Origin of the sequence: Glycomyces albidus (assembly GCF_009451885.1) — a bacterium.
Classification (GTDB): domain Bacteria; phylum Actinomycetota; class Actinomycetes; order Mycobacteriales; family Micromonosporaceae; genus Glycomyces; species Glycomyces albidus.
Genome location: NZ_WIAO01000022.1, coordinates 65,775 through 86,130, shown reverse-complemented (window position 1 = coordinate 86,130; position 20,356 = coordinate 65,775). Strand labels below are relative to the sequence as shown.

Here is a 20,356-nt window from a genome sequence, read left to right as displayed (position 1 = left end):
CGCGCGGCGGCTCATTCTGCGGTTCATGCGATCCTGTCGAGCAGGTCCAGGACCGCCTCGGCGATCGCCTCCGGCGCGTCCTCGGGGGCGTGGTGGCCGACGTCCTCGCCGATGCCGCGGACCTCGAGGGCCCTGGCGTGCCCGCGCGCCCACGCGATCATCGCGGGCGACCCGAGCCCGTACGGGCCGGCGGTGAGCAGGAGCTTCGGCACGTCGGAGGACGCGAGCCAGTCGCCGTAGGCGCCGAAGCGCGCGGCCACGCCGGCGGGTGCGAACGGCTCCCCAGCGGCTTCGGCGAGCGGGATCTGCCGGGGCCAGGCCAGGAGCGGGCGCCGCGACCGCGGATCGGGGTAGGGCTTGCGGTAGACGGCCAGGTCCTCGTCGGCGATGCCGGCGTTGGTGGCGCGAAGCGCGGTCTCGATGAACCAGTTCTCATCGAGGGCCATCCGCTCGCCGGCGCCGGGCGTGCGCAGGGTCCGGAAGAACTCGACGGCGCCGGCCGGGTACTCGGCCCAGGTCATCGGCCGCAGGAACGTCTCCATCACGGCGACGCCCCGGATGCGGTCGGGATGCCTTGCGGCCCAGTCGAGGGCGAGCGAGCCGCCCCAGTCGTAGCCGACCAGGACCGGCCGCTCGGCGCCGACGGCCTCGAGCAGCGCCTCCAGGTAGTCGGCGTGGTCGGCGAAGGAGTAGCCGATGTCGGGCTTCCCGGACTCGCCCATGCCGATGAGGTCCGGCGCGATGACGCGGGCCCGGCCGGACAGGCGCGGGACGACGTGCCGCCAGATGTGCGAGGAGGTCGGGTTGCCGTGCAGGAGCACGACGGTGGTGTCGCCTTCGCCTTCGTCGACGTAGGCCATGGTGGATCCGAGGATCTCGGCGGTGTGCATTGCGGTGCCTTTCAGAGCGAGGCGCGGGCGATGTGCGCGGTCAGGGCGGCGGGGACGATCTCGAGGCCGGTGAAGCGCCAGCCGTCGGCGGTGCGGCGGGCGCGGTAGTGCGCGATGCCGGCCGCGAGCGCCGTGGACGACTCGTCGACGACGAAGAGGGCGATGTCGTGCGCGCGGACCGCCGCCGTGTCGCCGTCGAGGTCGATGACGAGGTTGGCCTTGTTGTGGACGGTCTGCGCGAAGGCGTCGTGGCCCCGCTTGACGAGGGCGAGGAGCTCGTCGGTGCCGCGGGCCTCGCCGCGGGGGGACTTGACGGCGACGTCGCGGGTGAAGATCCGGTCGGTCTCGTCCCAGCGGCCCTCGTCGATCCATACGCTGTGGCGGGCGACGAGGTCGGCCAGTTCGGCGCGGTCGGCGAGTTCGCGGATGAGGGTGTCGGTGCTGGTCACAGCGGTCTCCTTGGTTCGTTAGACTCACTAACGTTCGTGTTGCTAATGAATCTACACCGTTAGTGGGACTAACGCAATCGGGGTAGGCTGTCCGCATGGACACCCAAGCTGAACTGCGGTTCGACCGCGGCGACCAGACCCCCGAGCGCCTCAAGCGGCAGCTCTCGCGCCTGCTGGGCATGACGAGCGCGCAGGCGAGCCGGGTCGCCGCCGAGGCACTGGCCCCGTTCGGCGCGCACAAGGCCCACTTCGTGGTCCTAGCGGCGCTCGAGGAGTTCGGGCCGGCGAGCCAGGCGTCGATCTCGGACCGCACCCGGATCTACCGCAGCGACCTGGTCGCCGTCCTCAACGAGCTCGCCGAGGGCGGCTGGATCGTGCGCGCCCCCGACCCGGACGACAAGCGCCGCAACGTCATCACGATCACCGACGCGGGCCGCGAGCGGCTCGCGCAGATCGAGGCGGTCCTCGACGCGGTGAACGACCGCATCATGGCCCCGCTCGGCGCCGACGAGCGCGAGCAGCTCTTCTCCCTGCTCGGCCGCGTCAACGCCCACCTCGCCTCGGGCGGCTAGCGCCGCCCCCGCATCACCGGAGGCGGCGCATCACCTGCTCCTTGAGGGCGGTGAACGGCGGGTACACCACCTTCATGGTGTCCGGCGCGAGCGGCTTGTCGAGCACGGACTTCGCGTGGCTGAACGCCTCGATCGACGCCTTCCCGTGGTACGCGCCCAGGCCCGAGCCGCCGACCCCGCCGAACGGCAGGCCCGGCACGTCGATGTGCGCCATGGGGACGTTGAAGCCCACCGCGCCCGAGGACGTCCGCGTCAAGAGCTTCCGGCGCGTCGAGTCCGCGTTCGTGAACGCGTACAGCGCCAGCGGTTTCTCGCGCGCGTTGACGAACGCGATCGCCTCGTCGAGGGTCTCGACCGCGAGGATCGGCAGGATTGGACCGAACACCTCCTCGCCCATCACCGCGTCGTCGGGCGAGACGTCGGCCAGGACCGTCGGCGCGATGTACCGGTCGGACCGGTTGTGCCCGCCCCCGCAGACCAGGCGCCCCTCGCCGAGGAACCGCGCGAGCCGGTCGAACGCCCGCTCGTCGACGATCCGCCCGAAGTCCGGGCTCTCGGACGGCGCGTGCCCGTACATCTCCCGGACCGCCTCGGCCAGGTGCTTCTCGAGCTCGGGGCCGACCCCGCCGACGGCGAGCACGTAGTCGGGCGCGATGCACGTCTGCCCGGCGTTCATGAACTTGCCCCACGCGATCCGCCGCGCCGCCGTCGCCAGGTCCGCGCCCGGCTCGACGATCGCCGGGCTCTTGCCGCCCAGTTCGAGGGTCACCGGCGTCAGGTGCTCGGCGGCCGCCTTCGCGACGATCCGGCCCACCCGCGCCGAGCCCGTGAAGAAGATGTGGTCGACCCGCTCGGCGAGCAGCGCCGACGTCTCCTCGGCGCCGCCCTGCACGACCGCGACCGCCTCCGGGTCGAGGTACTCGCCGATGAGCCGGCCGAGCACGGACGCGGTCGCCGCGGTCGCCTCGCTCGGCTTCACGACCACCGCGTTCCCGCACGCGAGCGCGCCCGCGAGCGGCGCGAGCAGGAGCTGCACCGGGTAGTTGAACGGCCCGATCACCGTGACCACGCCGAGGGGCTCGCGCAGCACGTACGCCTTGGCCGGCTGGAGGTGCGGCGGTGTGTAGACCCGCTTGGACCGCAGCCAGGACCGCAGGTGCTTGCGCATCGCCCGCACCTCGGCGGACACGAAGTCGATCTCGGCGAGGAACGACTCGGGCGCGGACTTCCCGAGGTCGGCGCGCAGTGCGTCGGCGAGTTCGTCACCGGCCTCCCGCAGCATCCGGTCGATGCCCTTGAGCTGCTCCAGGCGCCACGGCACCGGTTTCGTCCGCCCGGTCGCGTAGTGCTCCCGGAGGCGGGACACGGTGTCGGAGGGGGACTCGGGTCCATACGCGCTTGCCATGGAACGACTCTAGCGACTCCGGGCCTCCGGCGGTGCGGTGCGCCGTGCCCGGTTCCACTTCTTCCACAATGGACAGAACAGGTGTGGCATGCTCCATGCCCCCGCTGCGGTACCCCGGACAATGCGACCGCCCCGTGACAGGATGTCGCACATGAGCGACGCGAAACGATCCCCGCTGCTGTCCTGGACCGTCATCGCGCCGGTCGCCGGCATCATCGTCCTGGCCCTGGCCTGGGGCCGCCACCTCGGCGCCGTCCCCCTTGTGATCGCCGCCGTCTTCCTCATCGCGACCGTCCTCGCGGCCGTCCACCACGCCGAGGTCGTCGCCCACCGCGTCGGCGAGCCCTACGGCTCGCTGGTGCTCGCCGTCTCGGTCACCGTCATCGAGGTCGCCCTGATCCTGACCGTCATGTCCTCGGGCGGCCACAGCGCCGACACGCTCGCCCGCGACACCGTGTTCGCGGCGGTCATGATCACCACCAACGGCATCATCGGCATCGCGCTGCTCGTCGGCGCCCTCAAGTTCGGGCTCACGCACTTCAACCCGGAGGGCTCGGGTGCGGCGCTCGCGACCGTCGCCACGCTCGCCACCCTCGGCCTGGTCCTGCCGACGTTCACCACCAGCGAGTCGGGCCCGGAGTACACCACCGCGCAGCTCGTGTTCGCGGCGATGGCGTCGCTGGTCCTCTACGTCCTGTTCGTGTTCACGCAGACGCGCCGGCACCGCGACTTCTTCCTGCCGGTGACCGAGGAGGGGCACCAGATCACCGAGGACGACCACGCGGCGCCGCCGAGCGGGAAGCGGGCGCTGCTCAGCGCCGCCATGCTCCTGGGGTCCCTGGTCGGCGTGGTCGGGCTGGCGCACATCGAGGACCCGGCGATCAAGGCGGGCGTGGAGGCGGCCGGGTTCCCGGCGTCGACGGTCGGCGTGGCGATCGCGCTGCTGGTGCTGCTGCCGGAGTCGATCGCGGCGGTCCGGGCGGCGTCGCGCCGGCGGATCCAGACGAGCATCAACCTGGGCTACGGGTCGGCGATGGCCTCGATCGGCCTGACGATTCCGGCGATCGCGATCGCGTCGTTCTTCATGGACGGGCCGCTGGTGCTCGGGCTGGGCTCGACGCAGATCGTGCTGCTGGGGCTGACCGTGCTGGTGAGCGTCCTGACGGTGGTCCCGGGCCGGGCGACGCGGCTGCAGGGCGGCGTCCACCTGGTGCTGCTGGCTGCCTACCTGTTCCTGGCGGTCAACCCCTAGCGGTAGTAGCCGATCCAGACGTCCCAGCTCAGGCGGGCCAGGAGCGCGAGGACGACGACCACGAGGACGATCCGCACGAACCGGGAGCCGCGGGCCATGGCGGTGCGGGCGCCGAACCAGGCCCCGGCCATGCATCCGACGCCCATGACGAGGCCGAGGATCCACCACACGTTCCCTTGGAGCGCGAACACGGTGACGCCGCCGATGTTGGTGGCGGCGTTGACGACCTTGGTGTGCGCGGCGGCCGACACGTAGTCGAATCCGATGACGGCGGTGAACGCGACGGACAGGAAGATGCCGGTGCCGGGTCCGATGATGCCGTCGTAGAAGGCGACGGCGACGCCGGCGGCGAGCATGAGCGCGGCGGCGCGCATCGGGGTGCGCAGTTTCGGCTGCGGTTCGAGGCCGAGCCGGGGCCGGGCGATGACCAGGACCAGGACGGCGAGCAGCACCGCGATGATGATGGGCTTCAAGGCGCTCGCGGAGACGGCGAGGGCCGCGACCGCGCCGGCGCCGGAGCCGAGGAGGGCGAGGCCGACGGTGGGCCACAGCAGCCGGTGCTCGAGTTTGATCTTGCGGGAGTAGGTGATCGCGGAGATGGTGGTGCCGCACACCGACGCCATCTTGTTGGTGCCCAGCATGAGTTGCGGCGGCGCTGTGGGGAAGGCCACCAGGAGTGCGGGGAGCTGGATCAGTCCGCCGCCGCCGACGACCGCGTCGACCCACCCGGCGAACACCGCGGCGATGATGAGCAGGGCGAACAGGCCGGGGTCGACGTCAAAGGGCACCAGGCCAAGTTACTGGCCGCACGGTCAGCCGACACGCCGATGAGGTGAGGAACACGTGGCGGTGCGTAATCGTCTGATATCAACAGGTCATGGACATGACGAAGCCTATGACCCACTTGGTGAAACGCGGCTACGAGTATACGTTCGACCCCGATGACCAGCAGCGGAGGAATCTCGAGGAGACGCTCGAAGCGGTTCGGGCCGTGTACAACTGGTCGCTGTCGGTGTTCCAGCGGGAGTGGCGGGCGCGGGGGGAGAAGATCTCGTACGCGGACATCTCGTCCCGGTTGACGAAGTGGAAGAACCAGCCGCAGAACCGGTGGGTCAAGGCGTATTCGTCGGTGCCGCTGCAGCAGATCGCGCGGCAGCTCCACACCGAGTACCACGCGTTCCTCAACGGCCGCAGCCGCGAGCCGGCGCCGAAGGAGCACGGTGAGCAGACGCAGCTCGTGTACTCGCGGGCCGGGTACTACCTGAAGGGCCGCGAGGTGAAGCTCGCGAAGCACAAGGCGCCGTTGGCGATCCTGTGGGGGCTGGAGCGGCCGAGCCGGGACGACATCACGTCGATCACGGTGATCCGCGAGAGCGACGAGCATTGGAAGCTGTGGATCGTGGCCGAGGAGTTCGTGGAGGTGCCGCGGCAGAAGCCGCCGGAATGCGGCGAGTGCGGGCGGGTGCTCGACACGTAGGCGACGCGGCGGCCCCCATGCGGGATGCATGGGGGCCGTCGGCGTGCCCGGCGGGGAAAGCCCTGGGAACCCCGGCCGGGCGGGCGGCTCCCGCCGGCGCTCCTCGACAGGGGGCGCGCCGGCGCGGCGGAGCCGCCGTCGAAGCGGACGCGGGCCCTGGCGGCTTCTTTCTCGGGCCTGCGACCGCTCGGCGTCTTCAGTTGTCCGTGCCGCGAATGCGGCGGCCCTGCGGGGCCGCCGCGCTTCGGGCGGGCCGCCGGCCGCCTTCCGGTGCGGAAGGCGGGGCGGCTACGACCGCGGTCGGGCTACGGCCGCCGCGGCGGCCGTGCGGGGCCGCTGCGCTTGGCGCGAGCCGCTTCCCGCGGCGCTTCCCGGTTCGGAGAGCGGCGGGCTCACGACCGCAGTTCGGCCACCGCCGCCGCGGCGGCCCTGGCGGGCCGCTGCGCTTCGCGCAAGCCGCTTTCCGCTGCGCCTCCCGGTACGGCAAGCGGCAGGCTCACGACCGCAGTTCGGCCACCGCCGCCGCGAGCCGCTTGCCGTACTGCTCGTCGGCCTTGGCGAAGTTCGCGATGGCGCGCTCGGCGATGTCGTCGCGGGTGACCTTGGCGATGAAGCCGGCGAGGTTCGCGATGAGGCGGTCCTGCTCGTCGGCGCTCATGAGCCGGTAGAGGTTCCCGGCCTGCACGAAGTCGTCGTCCTCGGCGTGGCGCGGGGTCTCCCACTCGCCGGTGGCGCCGGCGACCTGGACCGGCCCCCACAGCGGCTGCCCGGTCTCGCCGGGGCCGCCGAAGGAGTTCGGCTCGTAGTTCCGCTGCCGGCCGTGGCGGCCGTCGTAGCCGAGGCCGTCCCGGTTGCCGTTGCGCGCCGCGGTGGCGTGCGGGCGGTTGACCGGGAGCTGGTCGGCGTTGATGCCGACGCGGTAGCGGTGCGCGTCGCCGTACGCGAACAGGCGGCCCTGGAGCATCTTGTCGGGGCTCGGGCCGATGCCCGGCACGAAGTGCGCCGGGGAGAAGGCCGACTGCTCGACCTCGGCGAACACGTTCTCCGGGTTGCGGTTGAGCTCGAGCCTCCCGATGGTGATCCGCGGGTAGTCCTCGTTCGGCCAGACCTTGGTGAGGTCGAACGGGTTGAACCGGTAGGTCGCGGCCTCGGCGGCGGGCATGATCTGGACCTGCACGGTCCAGGACGGGAACTCGCCGCGCTCGATGGCCTCGCGCAGGTCGCGCTGGTGCGAGTCGGGGTCCTTCCCGGCGAGCGCGTCGGCCTCGTCCTGGGTGAGGTTCTGGATGCCCTGGTCGGTCTTGAAGTGGTACTTGACCCAGAACTGCTCGCCGGCGGCGTTGAGCCACTGGTAGGTGTGGGAGCCGAAGCCGTCCATGTGGCGGTAGGACGCGGGGATGCCGCGGTCGCCGAACAGCCACGTCACCTGGTGGGTGGACTCGGGGGAGAGGCTCCAGAAGTCCCAGACGTTGTCGGCCTCCTGCGAACCGGTGTACGGGTCGCGCTTCTGGGTGTGGATGAAGTCGGGGAACTTGATCGCGTCGCGGATGAAGAACACCGGGGTGTTGTTGCCGACGAGGTCGTAGTTGCCCTCCTCGGTGTAGAACTTCAGGGCCCAGCCGCGCGGGTCGCGGACGGCGTCGGCGGAGCCGAGCGAGCCGGCGACGGTGGAGAAGCGCAGGAAGGTCTCGGTCTCCTTGCCGACGGCGGAGAGGAACTTCGCCTTCGTGTACTTCGTGACGTCGGCGGTGACCGTGAAGGTGCCGTAGGCGCCCGCGCCGCGGGCGTGGACGACCCGCTCGGGGATGCGCTCGCGGTTGAAGTGGGCGAGCTTCTCGATCAGGACCTGGTCCTGGACGAGCAGGGGCCCGCCGGGGCCGGCCGCCTCGCTCTGGTTGTTGCTGCTGACGGGTGCGCCGGACTCGGTGGTCAGCGGCCCGGCCGTGTCGTCGAATGCAGTGCTCACGGTGGAGCCCCTTTCCTGGAGTGGTCCCGCGGCGCCGTCGTCGGGGGAGGCCTGGTCCGAAGCCGCGGTCGGCGGTGCTCCGAAACCTTCGTACATCGGATTTGATCTTAACTTAGACTATGTCTAAACTAAGAAGGCGTCCAGTGTCAGTGGTGCCACAACCGTTTGTCCTGCTAGGGTGATATTCGACCTCCTGACCGTGTGAGAGAACAGCATGAGTGACCTGGTAACCCGACTACGGCGCCACAACTGGCGCATCACCCCGCAGCGACGCGTCATCGCCGAGACGCTCGAGGGCTCCCACGTGCACTTCACCGCCGAAGAAGTCCTCGAACGCGCCTGCGAACGCATGCCCGAACTCTCCCGCGCCACGGTCTACAACACCCTCAACGAGATGGTCGCCCTCGGCGAAGTCATCGAACTCAGCCTCGAAGGCCGCTCCAAGCGGTACGACCCCAACGCCGACCACGACCACCACCACCTCATCTGCGAAGGCTGCGGCCTCATGAAGGACGTCCACGCCGTCGCCGACCCCGTCGAGTGGCTCCCCGGCGACGAGCGCCACGGCTTCACCGTCAACCGCGCCTCCATCACCTACCGCGGACTGTGCCCCGACTGCCAGAGCGCCTAGCACCCGCAGTCCTCAGAGGAGTGGAACAGGCCACCCCGCGCGGATAGGCTCTGGGCCATGAGACTGCCCGAGGAGCCCTGGAAGTCCGACATCTGGCGTTCGCGGCCCGCATTCCTCTACTCGCGGCGCCCCATCGCCCGCTACGTCGGCCGCCCCGCCGCCGAATTCCTCAAGATCGAACCCGCCGCCGGCGTCGTCCTCGTCGTCTGCGCCGTGCTCGCGATGCTCTGGGCCAACTCGCCGTGGGCCGCCTCCTACGACGCCGTATGGGGCCTCGACGTCACGTTCCGGTTCGGCGGCTTCGAACTCCACCACACCCTCCGCGACTGGATCAACGACGGCCTCATGGCCGTGTTCTTCTTCGTCGTCGGCCTCGAGATCAAGAGCGAGATCGTCTCCGGCGAACTCTCCAGCCCCCGCAACGCCGTCACCCCGATCGCCGCCGCCGCCGGCGGCATGGCCGTCCCCGCCCTCATCTACACGGCCCTCAACGCCGGCGGCGCGGGTGCCCACGGCTGGGGCATCCCCATGGCCACCGACATCGCCTTCGCCGTCGGCGTCCTCGCCCTCTTCGGCTCCCGCATCCCCTCCCCGGCCCGGATCTTCCTGCTCACCCTCGCCATCGTCGACGACCTGGGCGCCATCGCCGTCATCGCCGTCTTCTACACCGACGACCTCTCCCCCCAGTGGCTCATCGCCGCCGCCGCCCTCACCGCGCTCGCGGTCCTCATGCGCCTCCTCAACGTCTGGTACGCCCCCGTCTACCTCGTCATCGGCGTCCTCCTGTGGGTCGCCATGCTCGAATCCGGCGTCCACGCGACCATCGCCGGCGTCATCATGGGCCTCATCATCGCCGCCCGGCCCCTCCTCGACCCCGCCGTCGCCCACGACGAGGCCCAGGAGCTCGCCAAGGACGGCCTCACCCTCGAAGAGACCGAGCGGCTCGTCAAGCTCACCCGCGACGCCCAGCCGCCCGCCGCGCGCATCCAGCACCAGAACCACCGGTTCTCCTCGTTCCTGGTCCTGCCGCTGTTCGCGCTCGCCAACGCGGGCGTCCCGCTCAGCCCCGAGCTGGTCGCCGCCGCGGCGGGCTCGGCCGTGACGCTCGGGATCGTCCTCGGCCTCGTCATCGGCAAGACCGTCGGCATCACGCTCACCACCTGGGTCGTCGTGAAGCTCGGCGTCGGGCGGATGCCCCGCGGCACGTCCTGGCCGCTCCTCGCCGCGATCGCCGCCGTCGCCGGCATCGGCTTCACCGTGGCCCTGTTCATCACCGAGCTCGCCTTCCGCGAGGGCGACCCGGTGCTCACCGAGGAGGGCAAGATCGGCGTCCTGGCCGCCTCGATCGTCGCCGCCCTGATCGGCGGCCTCGCCGTCCACCTCGCCGCGCCCCGCACGCCCCAGGACGACGATCCCGACCCGGTCATGGAGGACGCGGCCGAGTCGGGGTTAGGCTTGCTGGACTGCTTTTCACGAGCGACTCGACCCTAGAGTGAGGACCCGAATTGGCTCCGCAGAATCTGATGTCACAGCCTCCGGCCACGCTGCTGCCCGAGGACACCGAGGCCAGGAAGTACCTCGACGAGCACTCGCCGGAGGACACCGTCCGCCAGTACCCGTGGTTCTGCGCCGCGTGGGCGCGGCTGGCGAAGAACGCCCTGGAGTCGGGCGACGACGTCACCGCGTACGCCTTCGCGCGCACCGGGTACCACCGCGGACTCGACCAGCTCCGCCGCAGCGGATGGAAGGGCCACGGCCCGATCCCCTGGGAGCACAAGCCGAACCGCGGGTTCCTCAAGTCCCTGTACCAGCTCTCCCGCGCCGCCGCCGCCATCGGGGAGGCCGACGAGGCCGCCCGCTGCGCCCAGTTCCTGCGGGACTCGGACCCGGCCGCGGCCGACGCCCTCACCTGATCCGGCCCTGACGCGGACAGCGAAACGGCCGGGAAGCACCCGCTTCCCGGCCGCTTCCGGTCGCGCTACGCCAGGAAGATCTGGCCGTCCTCCACCGTGATCTCCACTTCGGTCAGTCCGGTCTCGGCCGGGCCCTGCTCGAGGGAGCCGTCCAGGCCGAACATCGAACCGTGCGACGGGCACACGATGTCGCCGGCCGCGTCCGGCGGGTTCACGATCGCGCCCTGGTGCGGGCACACCGCCGAGAACGCGAGGAACTCGTCGGCGGTCGGCTGCACGATCACCGTCTCGTCGACGACGATCCCGCCGCCCTCCGGCACGTCCGCGGTCGCGGCGATCGCCTCCCCGCCCCCCGCGGTCGAGGAGTCCGCGCCCCCGTCGCTCGGGGCCGCCTCCGAACTCCCCTCCGACGACGGCGACTCCTCCGCCGACCCGCACGCCGCGAGGGCCCCCGCGGCGCCGAGCCCTGCCAGGCCGCACATCAGCCCGCGCCGCGAGGCGAGGACCCGCTGCGCGAGATCGCTACCGGTCTTGGTGTCGGTCATGTCTGAGCTCCTTATCGAGCGGCCGGTGTCCGAGAGGCCGGGTCGTACGGCAACCTGAGCCGTGCGAGAGGTCCGGGCCGCGGCGGCAACGCTACTGCCGAGAAGCCGAGCTTGTCACGGTTCGAGGGAGAAACTCAAGACCTTTAGTTGAAGTTTTCAGTAAACTCTCAGGCGGCGGCCGGACCCCGGCCGCCACCTGCGCCACAACAGCCTCACAGGCACGGCGAAACGCCGCACCGGCGCGGAGCGGGCCCGGCCCAGACGCGGCGGCGGCGCCCTACAGCCCCAGCGAACGGGCGATGAGCATCCGCTGCACCTCGTTGGTGCCCTCCCCGATCTCCAGGACCTTCACGTCCCGCCACGCCCGCGCCACCGGCGTCTCGTTCATGAACCCGTACCCGCCGAAGATCTGCGTCGCCTCCCGCGCGTTCTCCACCGCCGCCTGCGAGGCGTGCAGCTTCGCCAGCGCCGCATCGGTCCCGAACGGCTCCCCCGCGTCGGCCTTGAGCGCCGCGTCCTGCCACGCCAGCCGCGACGTGTGGGCCCGCAGCCGCATGTCCGCGAGCATGAACGCGATCGCCTGGTTCTCCCCGATGGGCCGCCCGAACGCCTCGCGCTCCTTCGCGTGCGCGAGCGCCTCGTCCAGGCACCCCTGCGCCGACCCGGTCGCGAGGGCCGCGATGGCGACGCGCCCGGAGTCGAGCAGTTCGAGGAACTGCACGAACCCGCGGCCGCGCTGGCCGATGAGGTTGGCCTCGGGGACGCGGCAGCCGTCGAAGTAGACGGGCCGGGTGTCGGAGGCGCGCCAGCCCACTTTGGAGTACTCGGGTCCGATCTGGAGTCCGGGCGTGCCGGGTTCGACGGCGATGCAGGAGACCTCGCCGGGGCCGGTCTGGGCGGTGGTGATGATGAGGTCGGTCATGGCGGTGCCGGCGTTCGTGATGAAGCACTTGGCGCCGTCGATGACCCATTCGCCGTTCTCGAGGCGGGCCTTGGTGTCGGTGTGCCCGGCGTCGGTGCCGCCGCCGGGCTCGGTGAGCGCGAAGGCGACGAGGCCCTGGCCGGCGGCGAGGTTGGGCAGCCACTTCGCCTGCTGCTCGGGCGTCCCGTACTTGGCGATGCCTTCGGCGCCGAGGGTGACGGAGGCTTCGACGGTGACGGCGACGGAGGAGTCGACGCGGGCGATCTCCTCGAGGGCCAGGCAGAGCATGAACAGGCCCTGGCCGGCGCCGCCGTGCTCCTCGGGGAGTGTGACCCCGAGGACGCCGAGCTTGCCGAGCCCGCGGACGAGCTCGATGGGGAATTCTCCCCGTTCGTAGAAGTCGCCGATGACGGGTCGGATCTGCTCCTGCGCGTACGCGCGCACGGCGGCGGCGAATTCGGTCTGCTCGAGGTCGAGTTTCATGGCTGTCTCCTACACCGGTGTGATCGGGTGTCTGCGGTCGGCGAACCGGCGGTCCTTGTGGGTCAGCCGGCGGTATCGGGCGATGAGGTCATCGCGGAGCTCCTCGGGTGCGAGGATGTCGTCGACGACGAGTTCTCCTGCGAGCCTTCGCAGGTCGACGTCGGCTTCGTATTCGGCGCGGCGGTCGGCGACGAACCGCTCGCGTGCCGCGGGGTCGTCGATGGCGGCGATCTTGTTGGCGTACACGGCGTTCACGGCCGCTTCGGCGCCCATGACGGCGATGCGGGCGGTCGGCAGGGCGAGCACGGCGTCGGAGCCGAACGCGGGCCCGGCCATGGCGTAGAGGCCCGCGCCGTACGCCTTGCGGACGACGACGCAGATCTTGGGGACGGTGGCCTCGGCGACGGCGGCGATCATCTTGGCGCCGTGGCGGATGATCCCGGCGTGCTCGACGGCGGAGCCGACCATGAACCCGGGGACGTCGGAGAGGAACAGCAGCGGGACGTTGAACGCGTCGCAGGTGTTGACGAACCGGGCGGCCTTGTCGGCGGAGTCGGAGAAGAGGACGCCGCCGCGGACGGCGGAGTTGTTGGCGACGACGCCGACGGGCCGGCCGTCGAGGCGCGCGAACGCGGTGATGAGCTCTCCGGCCCAGCGGGCCTGGACTTCCAGGACCGAGCCCTGGTCGACGAGGCCGTCGATGAAGGCGTGCATGTCGAACGGCGCGGACTCGCTGGCCGGGACGGTCGCGGCGAGGTCGACCGGGAGCGGGGGCCGGGCGGCGCGCACGGGCGCGGGCTGGGTCCAGTTCGACGGCAGGTAGGAGAGCCAGCGCCTGACGTCGGCGATGGCCTCGTCCTCGTTGCGGCACAGGAAGTGCCCGACGCCGGACTGCTCGCAGTGGACGCGGGCGCCGCCCATGTCCTCGAGGGTGGTCTTCTCGCCGGTGACCATCTCGACCATGCGGGGGCTGCCGAGGTACATGGAGGCGTTGCCGTCGACCATGGCGACGATGTCGCAGAACGCGGGGATGTAGGCGCCGCCTGCGGCGCTGGGTCCGAAGAGGGCGCAGGCCTGCGGGATCTTGCCGGAGGCGCGGACCTGCTCGTGGAAGATCCGGCCGGCGCCGCGGCGGCCGGGGAAGAGCTGGACCTGGTCGGTGATGCGGGCGCCGGCAGAGTCGACGAGGTAGACGATCGGGTGCTGCTCGACCTGGGCGGCCTCGATGGTGCGGATGATCTTCTCGACGGTGCGCGCGCCCCAGGAGCCGGCCTTGACGGTGGAGTCGTTGGCGACGATGCGCACCGGGCGGCCCTGCACGGTCGCGGTGCCGACGACGACGCCGTCGGCGGGGAGGCTCGGGTCGGGGTTGGCCCAGAGGGCGTCCTCGCGGAACGAGTCGGAGTCGCACAGCCGGCGGATGCGCTCGCGGGCGTGGTACTTGCCCGCCGCGGCCGCCGCCCGGTGGTACTTCTCGGCCCCGCCGCGCTCGATCCGCTCGCGTTCTGCCGGGTAGTCCCCGCTGAAGTCCACGACGCCGCCTCCCTTGCCAGCTCCGCATCCCTTAACGATCGTTAAGGCAATGCAATCGTGGCACGGGACCGCCTCCCTGTCAACGAAACTCCGCCCTTCCGCCATTCACCGAATCACCCATGTCGGAGCCCCGGGGCACCCTTGTGACCGGGGGTGCTCGGCGCGCCCGTTTCCTCCGCTTTCACGTTCGGGAACCCACCGCTCCGCGGCCTTGTCGCACCCGCCGGGCACCATCGAACCGGGGGCGCCTCGCGCCGCCCGGTTTCTCCGCATTCACGTTCTGCCGGCCATCGCCGACACCGGCACCACCGCTGCTGTCGCACCCATCGGGCACCCTCGAACCGGGGGCGCTTCACTGCGCCCGATTCCTCCAGGTTCACATTCCGCCGGCCGTCGCCGACCGCCGCGCTGTCGCACCTGCCAGGCACCATCGAACCGGGGGCGCTTCGCGGTGCCCGAATCCTCCGCATTCGCGTTTGCGCCCACCGCCGCCGGGGCGCTGTCGGACCCATCGGGCACTCTCGAGCCGGGGGCACTTCGCTGCGCCCGATTCCTCCGCTTTCACGTTCCGGTCCAGCACCGCCACCGCTCTGCCGCACCCCCGAACACCAGTTGGACCCAGAGCGCTCCCGACGCCCGTTTTGCAAGCAACTGCCCGGGATCCTCCGCCCCCGGCAAGCGCCGTCGCGCCCGGCCTTCTACGCTCGATGCGACACCCCGCAGCACCCCGCCGCACCCGCCGCCAGCGGCCGCCACCCCGGAGATCCATGAGCGCCACCTCCACCGCCGAGCCCGCGGCTGAACCGGGCCGGGCCGCCGCGCCCGCCGGCCGGCCCGCGCGCCTGCGCGAGATCGACGGCCTGCGCGGCCTGGCGATCGCGGTCATCGCGGTCTACCACATCTGGTTCGACCGCGTCTCCGGCGGCGTGGACATCTTCCTCCTCATGTCCGGTTTCTTCATCACCGCCGGATTCCTGCGCTCCGCCGACGCCGGCCGCGGCATCGGCTTCCTCGCATACGCCGCCCGCATCGTCCGCCGCATCTTCCCGCCCGCCCTGATCGTCGCCGCCGCCACCGTCCTCATGGTGTTCCTGTGGCTCCCCCGCGCCACCTGGGCCCAGCAGCTCGGCGACATCGCCGCCTCGGCCCTCTACTACGGCAACTGGAACCTCGCCGCCCACTCCGTCGACTACCTCTCGTCGAACAACGGCGCGAGCATCGTCCAGCACTACTGGTCCCTCGGCGTCCAGACCCAGTTCTACCTCGCCTGGCCGGTCCTCATCGGACTCACCCTCTGGGCCGCCCGACGGGCCGGGCTCCCGCCGATGCGCACCGTCGCCGCCGTCCTCGCCCTCGTCCTCACCGCGTCGTTCGCATTCGCGCTGTGGGAGACCGCGACGAACCAGGCGTTCGCCTACTTCGACACCCGCGCCCGCATCTGGCAGTTCGCCGCCGGCGGACTCCTCGCCCTGGCGCTTCGCCCGGCCGCACGCGCGTGGACGCAGCGCCTCACCGGGCCGGTCCCCGCGCTCCTCGGCTGGTCCGGCGTCGCCGTCCTCGTCTTCGCCGGCGCCTTCCTCGACTCCACCCAGTTCCCCGGCTGGGCCGCCCTCGCACCCGTCGCCGGCGCCTGCGCCGTCATCCTCGCCGCGACCGCCGCCCCCGGCACCGGCGCCGGCCGCCTGCTCAACACCTGGCCCCTCCAGCGCCTCGGCACCCTCTCCTACACGCTCTACCTGTGGCACTGGCCGATCCTCGTCTGCTACCTGACCGCCACCGGACGCGACACCGCGACCCTCCCCGGCGGCCTCGCCGTCCTCGCCGCCGCCACCGCGCTCGCCGCCCTCACACACTGGGCCGTCGAACTGCGGCTCCCCGCGTCCGGCCTCGGCCAGCGCACCGCCCGCGGCGCGTTCGCGCTCGGCGCCGCCTGCATCGCGCTCGTCCTCGCCGCCTGCGCCTCCATGACCTGGTACATCGCCCACGAGCGCGCCCGCCTCGCCGATGCCGCGACCGACCCCGTCCGATACCCCGGCGCCGCCGCGCTCGCCGAGGACCTCGACGTCCCCGAAGCCGACTTCGCGCCCTCCACACTCGATGCCGCGCAGGACTACGACCCGGCCCTCTCCGGCGACTGCAACCAGACCATGGAGGGCACCGAGCCGATCCGCTGCGACTTCGCCGGAGGCGAACGAGTGGTCAGCGGGACCGGCGAGGACCAGGCCGCCGCCACCGTCGTCATGTACGGCGGCTCCAAGATCTGGCAGTGGCTCCCCGCGGTCCTCGCCGCCGCCGAAGCGCGGAACTGGCACGTCATCGCCTACACCAAGAACGCCTGCATCATCGAGACCGGCCAGGAGGCCCTCGGCGAGGCCCGCTACACCTCCTGCGCGGCCTGGAACGACGCGGTCGTCGCGGAGATCGACGCGATCGCCCCCGACCTGGTGTTCACGTACGGCTCGCGCGTCGGCTACGAGGCGTACGAGACCTTCCCGGACTACACCGACCGCTACGAGCAGCTCCTCGCCGCCGGCACCGCGGTCGCCGTCATCCGCGACACTCCCAGCCCCCGTTTCGACATCCCGATGTGCGTCGATCTGCACGGCCCCGAGTCCTCCGAGTGCACCGTCGACCGCGACTCGTACTACGACGAGGGCGCCTTCGCCGAGCTCGCCGTCCCCGACGGCGTCACCAAGATCGACCTCATCGACTACATCTGCGGCCCCGACGCGTGCGCGCCCGTCGTCGGCAACGTCCTCGTCTACCGCGACGACGCCCACCTGACCAACACGTACGCGGCCACCCTCGGCCCCTACCTCGAAGCGGAACTCGCCGCGGCGCTCGCGTAGGCGAAAGTCCCCGGTCCGACGGAGACCAGGTAGTAGGGCCCGGTCGCGCGGAGACCGGGCCCGGGAAACCGGAAGCCCGGTCGGCGTGTCCCGCGACGACGGCGGCAAAGACGTCTTCCTGCACCGCCCTCACGGATCGAGCCGAGGACGCCGAAAGGCCCGGTCCGCGCGGGACCGGGCCTTAACGCGTTCGGCTACGCCGTGACGGCGTCCAGGGCGATCTCCACCATCTCCGAGAACGACTCCTGCCGGTCGGTGGCGGGCAGCTCCGTGCCCTTCAGGATGTGGTCCGAGATCGTGCACAGCGCCAGCGCCCGCGCCTTGAACTTCGCGGCGAGCGTGTAGATCGCCGCGGCCTCCATCTCGATCGCGAGGATCCCGTACTCGGCGAGCTTCGCCTCCACGTCCGGCGCGTCGGTGTAGAACGTGTCCGACGAGTAGAGCTGCCCCACGTGCAGGTCGATGCCCCGGGCCGCCGCCGCGTCCGCCGCGGCGCGCAGCAGCCCGAAGTCGGCCACCGGCGCGTAGTCGACCACGCCGTTGAACCGGATCCGGTTCATCGACGAGTTCGTCGACGCCCCGATCCCCGCCACCACGTCCCGCAGGTCGATGTCGTCGTGGATCGCGCCCGCGGAGCCGACCCGCAACACGGTCTTGACGCCGTACACGTCCAGCAGCTCGTGCGTGTAGATCGACGCCGACGGCTGGCCCATCCCCGTCCCCTGGACCGAGACCCGGCGGCCCTTGTAGGTCCCGGTGAACCCGAACATGTTCCGCACCTCCGAGTAGCACTCGGCGTCGGTGAGGAACGTCTCGGCGATCCACTTCGCGCGCAGCGGATCCCCGGGAAGGAGGACGCTTTCGGCGATGTCGCCCGGCTTGGCGGAGATGTGTGCAGTCATGACGCCAGCCTCTCATAAACATCCCATGAATTTGCGGCGACCTTCTGTGAGCTGAATCGCCCGATCCCGCCCGCCGGGGCCGCCCGGGCGTCCGGTAACCTTTTCCGCGGTGGCGTGTCCGAGCGGCCGAAGGAGCTCGCCTCGAAAGCGAGTGTTGGGTAACCCTCAACCGTGGGTTCAAATCCCACCGCCACCGCCAACGTCCGAACGCCGGGTCTCATCGAGGCCCGGCGTTCCCCGTTCCTGGCGGGCTGCCGCTAGGCTGTCGAAACTCCGAAGCGGCCCCGGTGCGGGGGCCGGTGAGACCGAAAGGCGGACCGGGTGGGCAAGACGGGTGCGAAGGTGTTCAGCGGCATGGTGATCGCCGCCTCCCTCATCCTGGCCGCGATCCTCTTCCTCCACCGGTTCATCCCCAACCGCTGGTACAACCTCGGCAGCTTCATCGAGACGTTCCTGCCCTGGTTCGGCCTCGGCGTCCCGGTCCTCATCCTCCTCGCCGCCATCCGCCGCCGCCCGCTCGCGATCGTCTGCTCGCTCCTGCCCGCGCTCGCGTGGTTCGAGATGTACGCCGGCCTCATCCCCGACAAGCACGACGGCGAGGGCGACTTCCGCGTCGTCGCCCACAACGTCAACGCCGAGAACACCGAGACCGAGGCCACCGCCGCCACGCTCCTGGCCGCCGAGCCCGACGTCATCGTCCTCGTGGAGCTCACCGAGGACCAGCGCCTCGAGTGGGGCGAGGTCCTCGGCGACCGCTACGAGTACTCCGCCGCGTACGGCACCGTCGCCCTCTGGTCGGTCTACCCCGTCACCGAGTCGAACGAGGTCGACCTCCAGCTCGGCTGGGCCCGCGCCTTCCGCGCCGCCGTCGACATCGACGGCGAACCCGTCGCGTTCTACGTCGCCCACCTCCTGTCGGTCCGCGTCAACACCGAGGGCTTCACGTCCGAGCAGCGCAACGAGACCGCCCGGCTCCTCGGCGAGGCGATCGCCGCGGAGGAGCTCGACCGGGTCGTCCTCGCCGGCGACCTGAACGGCACCTTCCAGGACCGCTCGCTCGCGCCGATCACGTATCAGCTCGAATCCGCGCAGGCCGCCGCCGGCAAGGGCTTCGGCTTCACCTGGCCCGCCGACACGCCCCTGGCCCGCATCGACCAGGTCCTCTACCGCGGGCTCGACGCCACCGGATCCGACGTCCTCGACGCGACCGCTTCCGACCATCGCCCCGTCCAGGCCGACTTCGCGTTCTGAACCGCCTCGCCGGCGTCCTCGGCGCCTCGAGCCGTCTCGCCGGTGTCCCCGACGCCTTGGACCGCACCGCTGATGCCGACGAGCGAACCCCGGCGGATCCGGCGCCGGCCGCCTTCCCGCCCCGACCGTGCTCGTCCTCGCGATCGATGGGCTCGCGCACTTCCGGATGCTCTCGCGCGGTGATGCAACCCGGCGCAGCCGCCGAGGCGTCTAGCTGACGTGACCGAAGACGACGCCACGCTGATCCTGCCGACCGTGACCGCGGAAGGCGCCGCGGACGACACCGCCGTGTTCGCGCGCGTCGACGACACCGCGGTGATCGATCCGGGGTCGCGGGCGCTCATCGAACTCGACGGCGTCGGCATGACCTACCCGGGCCCGCCTCCCGTCGAGGCCCTGAAGCCGGTGCGGCTCAAGGTCGGCGACGGCGAGTACGTTGCGATCGTCGGCCCCTCGGGATCCGGCAAGTCGACGCTCCTCAACCTCCTCGGCCTCCTCGACGCGCCCACCACCGGCACGTACTGGCTCGACGGGCACGACACGTCGACGATGAAGGAGTCCATGCGGACCCGCCTGCGCGCGGACAAGATCGGCTTCATCTTCCAGTCGTTCCACCTCATGGCGCACCGCACCGCGACCGAGAATGTCGCGATGTCCCTGGTGTACCAAGGGATCCCGCGCCGGCGGCGCCGCCAGATCGCCCGCGAGAAGCTCGAACTCGTCGGCCTCGGCCACCGCCTCGACGCCCTCCCGACCACGCTCTCGGGCGGTGAGCGCCAACGCGTCGCGATCGCGCGCGCGCTCGCGGCCGAGCCGAGCCTGCTGCTGTGCGACGAGCCGACGGGCAACCTCGACTCGCACACGGCCGAAGCGGTGCTGGCGACGATCGACGAGCTTCACTCCGGCGGCCTGACGGTCCTCATGATCACCCACGACCACGACGTGGCCGAGCGCGCGCAGCGCGCGGTGACCATCCGCGACGGCGAACTGCGCGAAGGCAACCACGTCAGCGACGACCGCGTCCCGACCGACAGGCCGGGCCCGGGCACGCTCGTCATGCCGGCGACCCGCTGACGCCGTCGCCCACAGACCTTCTACCCTCCCAAGGAAAATGAGGGCCCGCGCTGAAAAGCGCGGGCCCTCTCCTCTTGCGTGGCGCCGAGATGCTTGCGTTCGCTCTGGTGCCGGTGCCGGTGCCGGTGCCGGTGCCGGTGCCGGTCTCGGTTCAGGTTCAGGTTCAGGTTCCGGTGGTGGTTCCCGTCGCGGTTCCGATAACGGTTTGAACTCCGGTTCCGGTTCGGTTCCGGTTCGGTTCC

At 71.3% G+C, this 20,356-nt stretch carries 18 protein-coding genes and 1 tRNA gene; 10 read left to right on the top strand and 9 right to left on the bottom strand.

Annotation, left to right across the window (positions count from 1 at the left end; all coding sequences use genetic code 11):
* Positions 1 to 23: 23 nt before the first annotated feature.
* Together GFD30_RS17430 and GFD30_RS17425 are read right to left on the bottom strand one after the other, a co-directional pair.
* Positions 24 to 890, bottom strand: a complete 867-nt coding sequence (locus GFD30_RS17430) for a haloalkane dehalogenase (RefSeq protein WP_153026464.1) — start codon at positions 888 to 890, stop codon at positions 24 to 26.
* An 11-nt stretch (positions 891 to 901) separates the two neighbouring features.
* Positions 902 to 1,339: a nuclear transport factor 2 family protein gene (locus tag GFD30_RS17425; RefSeq protein WP_322633361.1), complete on the bottom strand. Its 438-nt coding sequence runs from the start codon at positions 1,337 to 1,339 to the stop codon at positions 902 to 904.
* Between the two features lie 95 nt (positions 1,340 to 1,434).
* On the opposite strand from GFD30_RS17425, the gene GFD30_RS17420 reads away from it, so the two are divergent.
* Positions 1,435 to 1,911 carry a MarR family winged helix-turn-helix transcriptional regulator gene (locus GFD30_RS17420; protein ID WP_153026463.1) on the top strand — a complete coding sequence of 159 codons (477 nt, stop codon included), beginning with the start codon at positions 1,435 to 1,437 and terminating at the stop codon, positions 1,909 to 1,911.
* Between the two features lie 13 nt (positions 1,912 to 1,924).
* On the opposite strand, the gene GFD30_RS17415 is transcribed toward GFD30_RS17420, so the two are convergent.
* Positions 1,925 to 3,316: an aldehyde dehydrogenase family protein gene (locus GFD30_RS17415; RefSeq protein WP_153026462.1), complete on the bottom strand. Its 1,392-nt coding sequence runs from the start codon at positions 3,314 to 3,316 to the stop codon at positions 1,925 to 1,927.
* A gap of 151 nt (positions 3,317 to 3,467) precedes the next feature.
* On the opposite strand from GFD30_RS17415, the gene GFD30_RS17410 reads away from it, so the two are divergent.
* Complete coding sequence (locus GFD30_RS17410) at positions 3,468 to 4,568, top strand: calcium:proton antiporter (protein WP_153026461.1); 1,101 nt, start codon at positions 3,468 to 3,470, stop codon at positions 4,566 to 4,568.
* Here the strand turns inward: GFD30_RS17410 and GFD30_RS17405 are convergent.
* Positions 4,565 to 5,356, bottom strand: a complete 792-nt coding sequence (locus GFD30_RS17405; RefSeq protein ID WP_322633360.1) for a TSUP family transporter — start codon at positions 5,354 to 5,356, stop codon at positions 4,565 to 4,567. The genes GFD30_RS17410 and GFD30_RS17405 overlap by 4 nt on opposite strands.
* A 107-nt stretch (positions 5,357 to 5,463) precedes the next feature.
* Here GFD30_RS17405 and GFD30_RS17400 point away from each other — a divergent pair, with 107 nt between their 5' ends.
* The gene (locus GFD30_RS17400; RefSeq protein WP_194202001.1) at positions 5,464 to 6,045 is read left to right on the top strand and encodes a helix-turn-helix domain-containing protein; all 582 of its coding nucleotides are present in this window, start codon (positions 5,464 to 5,466) and stop codon (positions 6,043 to 6,045) included.
* Between the two features lie 496 nt (positions 6,046 to 6,541).
* On the opposite strand, the gene GFD30_RS17395 is transcribed toward GFD30_RS17400, so the two are convergent.
* Positions 6,542 to 8,011 carry a catalase gene (locus tag GFD30_RS17395; protein ID WP_322633359.1) on the bottom strand — a complete coding sequence of 490 codons (1,470 nt, stop codon included), beginning with the start codon at positions 8,009 to 8,011 and terminating at the stop codon, positions 6,542 to 6,544.
* 214 nt (positions 8,012 to 8,225) lie between these two features.
* Here GFD30_RS17395 and GFD30_RS17390 point away from each other — a divergent pair, with 214 nt between their 5' ends.
* Genes GFD30_RS17390 through GFD30_RS17380 form a run of 3 tightly spaced genes read left to right on the top strand, consistent with a single transcriptional unit; the run spans position 8,226 to position 10,555 of the window.
* Positions 8,226 to 8,642 (top strand): Fur family transcriptional regulator, encoded by a 417-nt coding sequence (locus GFD30_RS17390; protein ID WP_153026457.1) that lies wholly within the window; start codon positions 8,226 to 8,228, stop codon positions 8,640 to 8,642.
* Positions 8,643 to 8,699: 57 nt separating this feature from the next.
* On the top strand, positions 8,700 to 10,133 hold the full coding sequence (gene nhaA / locus GFD30_RS17385) for a Na+/H+ antiporter NhaA (protein WP_153026456.1): 1,434 nt from the start codon (positions 8,700 to 8,702) through the stop codon (positions 10,131 to 10,133).
* A gap of 32 nt (positions 10,134 to 10,165) precedes the next feature.
* The gene (locus GFD30_RS17380; protein WP_153026455.1) at positions 10,166 to 10,555 is read left to right on the top strand and encodes a DUF3151 domain-containing protein; all 390 of its coding nucleotides are present in this window, start codon (positions 10,166 to 10,168) and stop codon (positions 10,553 to 10,555) included.
* 65 nt (positions 10,556 to 10,620) lie between these two features.
* Here GFD30_RS17380 and GFD30_RS17375 read toward each other — a convergent pair whose 3' ends face one another.
* From GFD30_RS17375 to GFD30_RS17365, 3 genes are all read right to left on the bottom strand, one after another.
* Complete coding sequence (locus tag GFD30_RS17375; RefSeq protein ID WP_153026454.1) at positions 10,621 to 11,100, bottom strand: Rieske (2Fe-2S) protein; 480 nt, start codon at positions 11,098 to 11,100, stop codon at positions 10,621 to 10,623.
* Between the two features lie 277 nt (positions 11,101 to 11,377).
* Complete coding sequence (locus GFD30_RS17370) at positions 11,378 to 12,505, bottom strand: acyl-CoA dehydrogenase family protein (RefSeq protein WP_153026453.1); 1,128 nt, start codon at positions 12,503 to 12,505, stop codon at positions 11,378 to 11,380.
* Positions 12,506 to 12,514: 9 nt separating this feature from the next.
* On the bottom strand, positions 12,515 to 14,038 hold the full coding sequence (locus tag GFD30_RS17365) for an acyl-CoA carboxylase subunit beta (RefSeq protein WP_322633358.1): 1,524 nt from the start codon (positions 14,036 to 14,038) through the stop codon (positions 12,515 to 12,517).
* A gap of 767 nt (positions 14,039 to 14,805) precedes the next feature.
* Here GFD30_RS17365 and GFD30_RS17360 point away from each other — a divergent pair.
* Positions 14,806 to 16,887, top strand: coding sequence for an acyltransferase family protein (locus tag GFD30_RS17360; RefSeq protein WP_194202000.1), 2,082 nt, complete (start codon positions 14,806 to 14,808; stop codon positions 16,885 to 16,887).
* A gap of 194 nt (positions 16,888 to 17,081) precedes the next feature.
* On the opposite strand, the gene deoD is transcribed toward GFD30_RS17360, so the two are convergent.
* A complete protein-coding gene (gene deoD, locus GFD30_RS17355; RefSeq protein ID WP_153026450.1) occupies positions 17,082 to 17,789 on the bottom strand; it encodes a purine-nucleoside phosphorylase in 708 nt (235 codons plus the stop codon).
* Positions 17,790 to 17,897: 108 nt separating this feature from the next.
* On the opposite strand from deoD, the gene GFD30_RS17350 reads away from it, so the two are divergent.
* The 3 genes from GFD30_RS17350 to GFD30_RS17340 all read left to right on the top strand — a co-directional run bounded on the left by GFD30_RS17350 (position 17,898) and on the right by GFD30_RS17340 (position 20,114).
* Positions 17,898 to 17,988 (top strand) — tRNA-Ser (locus GFD30_RS17350).
* A 122-nt stretch (positions 17,989 to 18,110) separates the two neighbouring features.
* Positions 18,111 to 19,040: an endonuclease/exonuclease/phosphatase family protein gene (locus tag GFD30_RS17345; RefSeq protein WP_322633357.1), complete on the top strand. Its 930-nt coding sequence runs from the start codon at positions 18,111 to 18,113 to the stop codon at positions 19,038 to 19,040.
* A 363-nt stretch (positions 19,041 to 19,403) separates the two neighbouring features.
* Positions 19,404 to 20,114: an ABC transporter ATP-binding protein gene (locus tag GFD30_RS17340; protein WP_153026478.1), complete on the top strand. Its 711-nt coding sequence runs from the start codon at positions 19,404 to 19,406 to the stop codon at positions 20,112 to 20,114.
* The last annotated feature ends 242 nt before the right edge of the window (positions 20,115 to 20,356 follow it).

Coding starts and splice junctions, on each gene's coding strand:
- GFD30_RS17430 (WP_153026464.1), bottom strand. CDS start 890: ATGCACACCGCCGAGATCCTCGGATCCACCATGGCCTACGTCGACGAA.
- GFD30_RS17420 (WP_153026463.1), top strand. CDS start 1,435: ATGGACACCCAAGCTGAACTGCGGTTCGACCGCGGCGACCAGACCCCC.
- GFD30_RS17415 (WP_153026462.1), bottom strand. CDS start 3,316: ATGGCAAGCGCGTATGGACCCGAGTCCCCCTCCGACACCGTGTCCCGC.
- GFD30_RS17410 (WP_153026461.1), top strand. CDS start 3,468: ATGAGCGACGCGAAACGATCCCCGCTGCTGTCCTGGACCGTCATCGCG.
- GFD30_RS17400 (WP_194202001.1), top strand. CDS start 5,464: ATGACCCACTTGGTGAAACGCGGCTACGAGTATACGTTCGACCCCGAT.
- GFD30_RS17390 (WP_153026457.1), top strand. CDS start 8,226: ATGAGTGACCTGGTAACCCGACTACGGCGCCACAACTGGCGCATCACC.
- nhaA (WP_153026456.1), top strand. CDS start 8,700: ATGAGACTGCCCGAGGAGCCCTGGAAGTCCGACATCTGGCGTTCGCGG.
- GFD30_RS17380 (WP_153026455.1), top strand. CDS start 10,166: ATGTCACAGCCTCCGGCCACGCTGCTGCCCGAGGACACCGAGGCCAGG.
- GFD30_RS17375 (WP_153026454.1), bottom strand. CDS start 11,100: ATGACCGACACCAAGACCGGTAGCGATCTCGCGCAGCGGGTCCTCGCC.
- GFD30_RS17370 (WP_153026453.1), bottom strand. CDS start 12,505: ATGAAACTCGACCTCGAGCAGACCGAATTCGCCGCCGCCGTGCGCGCG.
- GFD30_RS17360 (WP_194202000.1), top strand. CDS start 14,806: ATGAGCGCCACCTCCACCGCCGAGCCCGCGGCTGAACCGGGCCGGGCC.
- deoD (WP_153026450.1), bottom strand. CDS start 17,789: ATGACTGCACACATCTCCGCCAAGCCGGGCGACATCGCCGAAAGCGTC.
- GFD30_RS17340 (WP_153026478.1), top strand. CDS start 19,404: ATGACCTACCCGGGCCCGCCTCCCGTCGAGGCCCTGAAGCCGGTGCGG.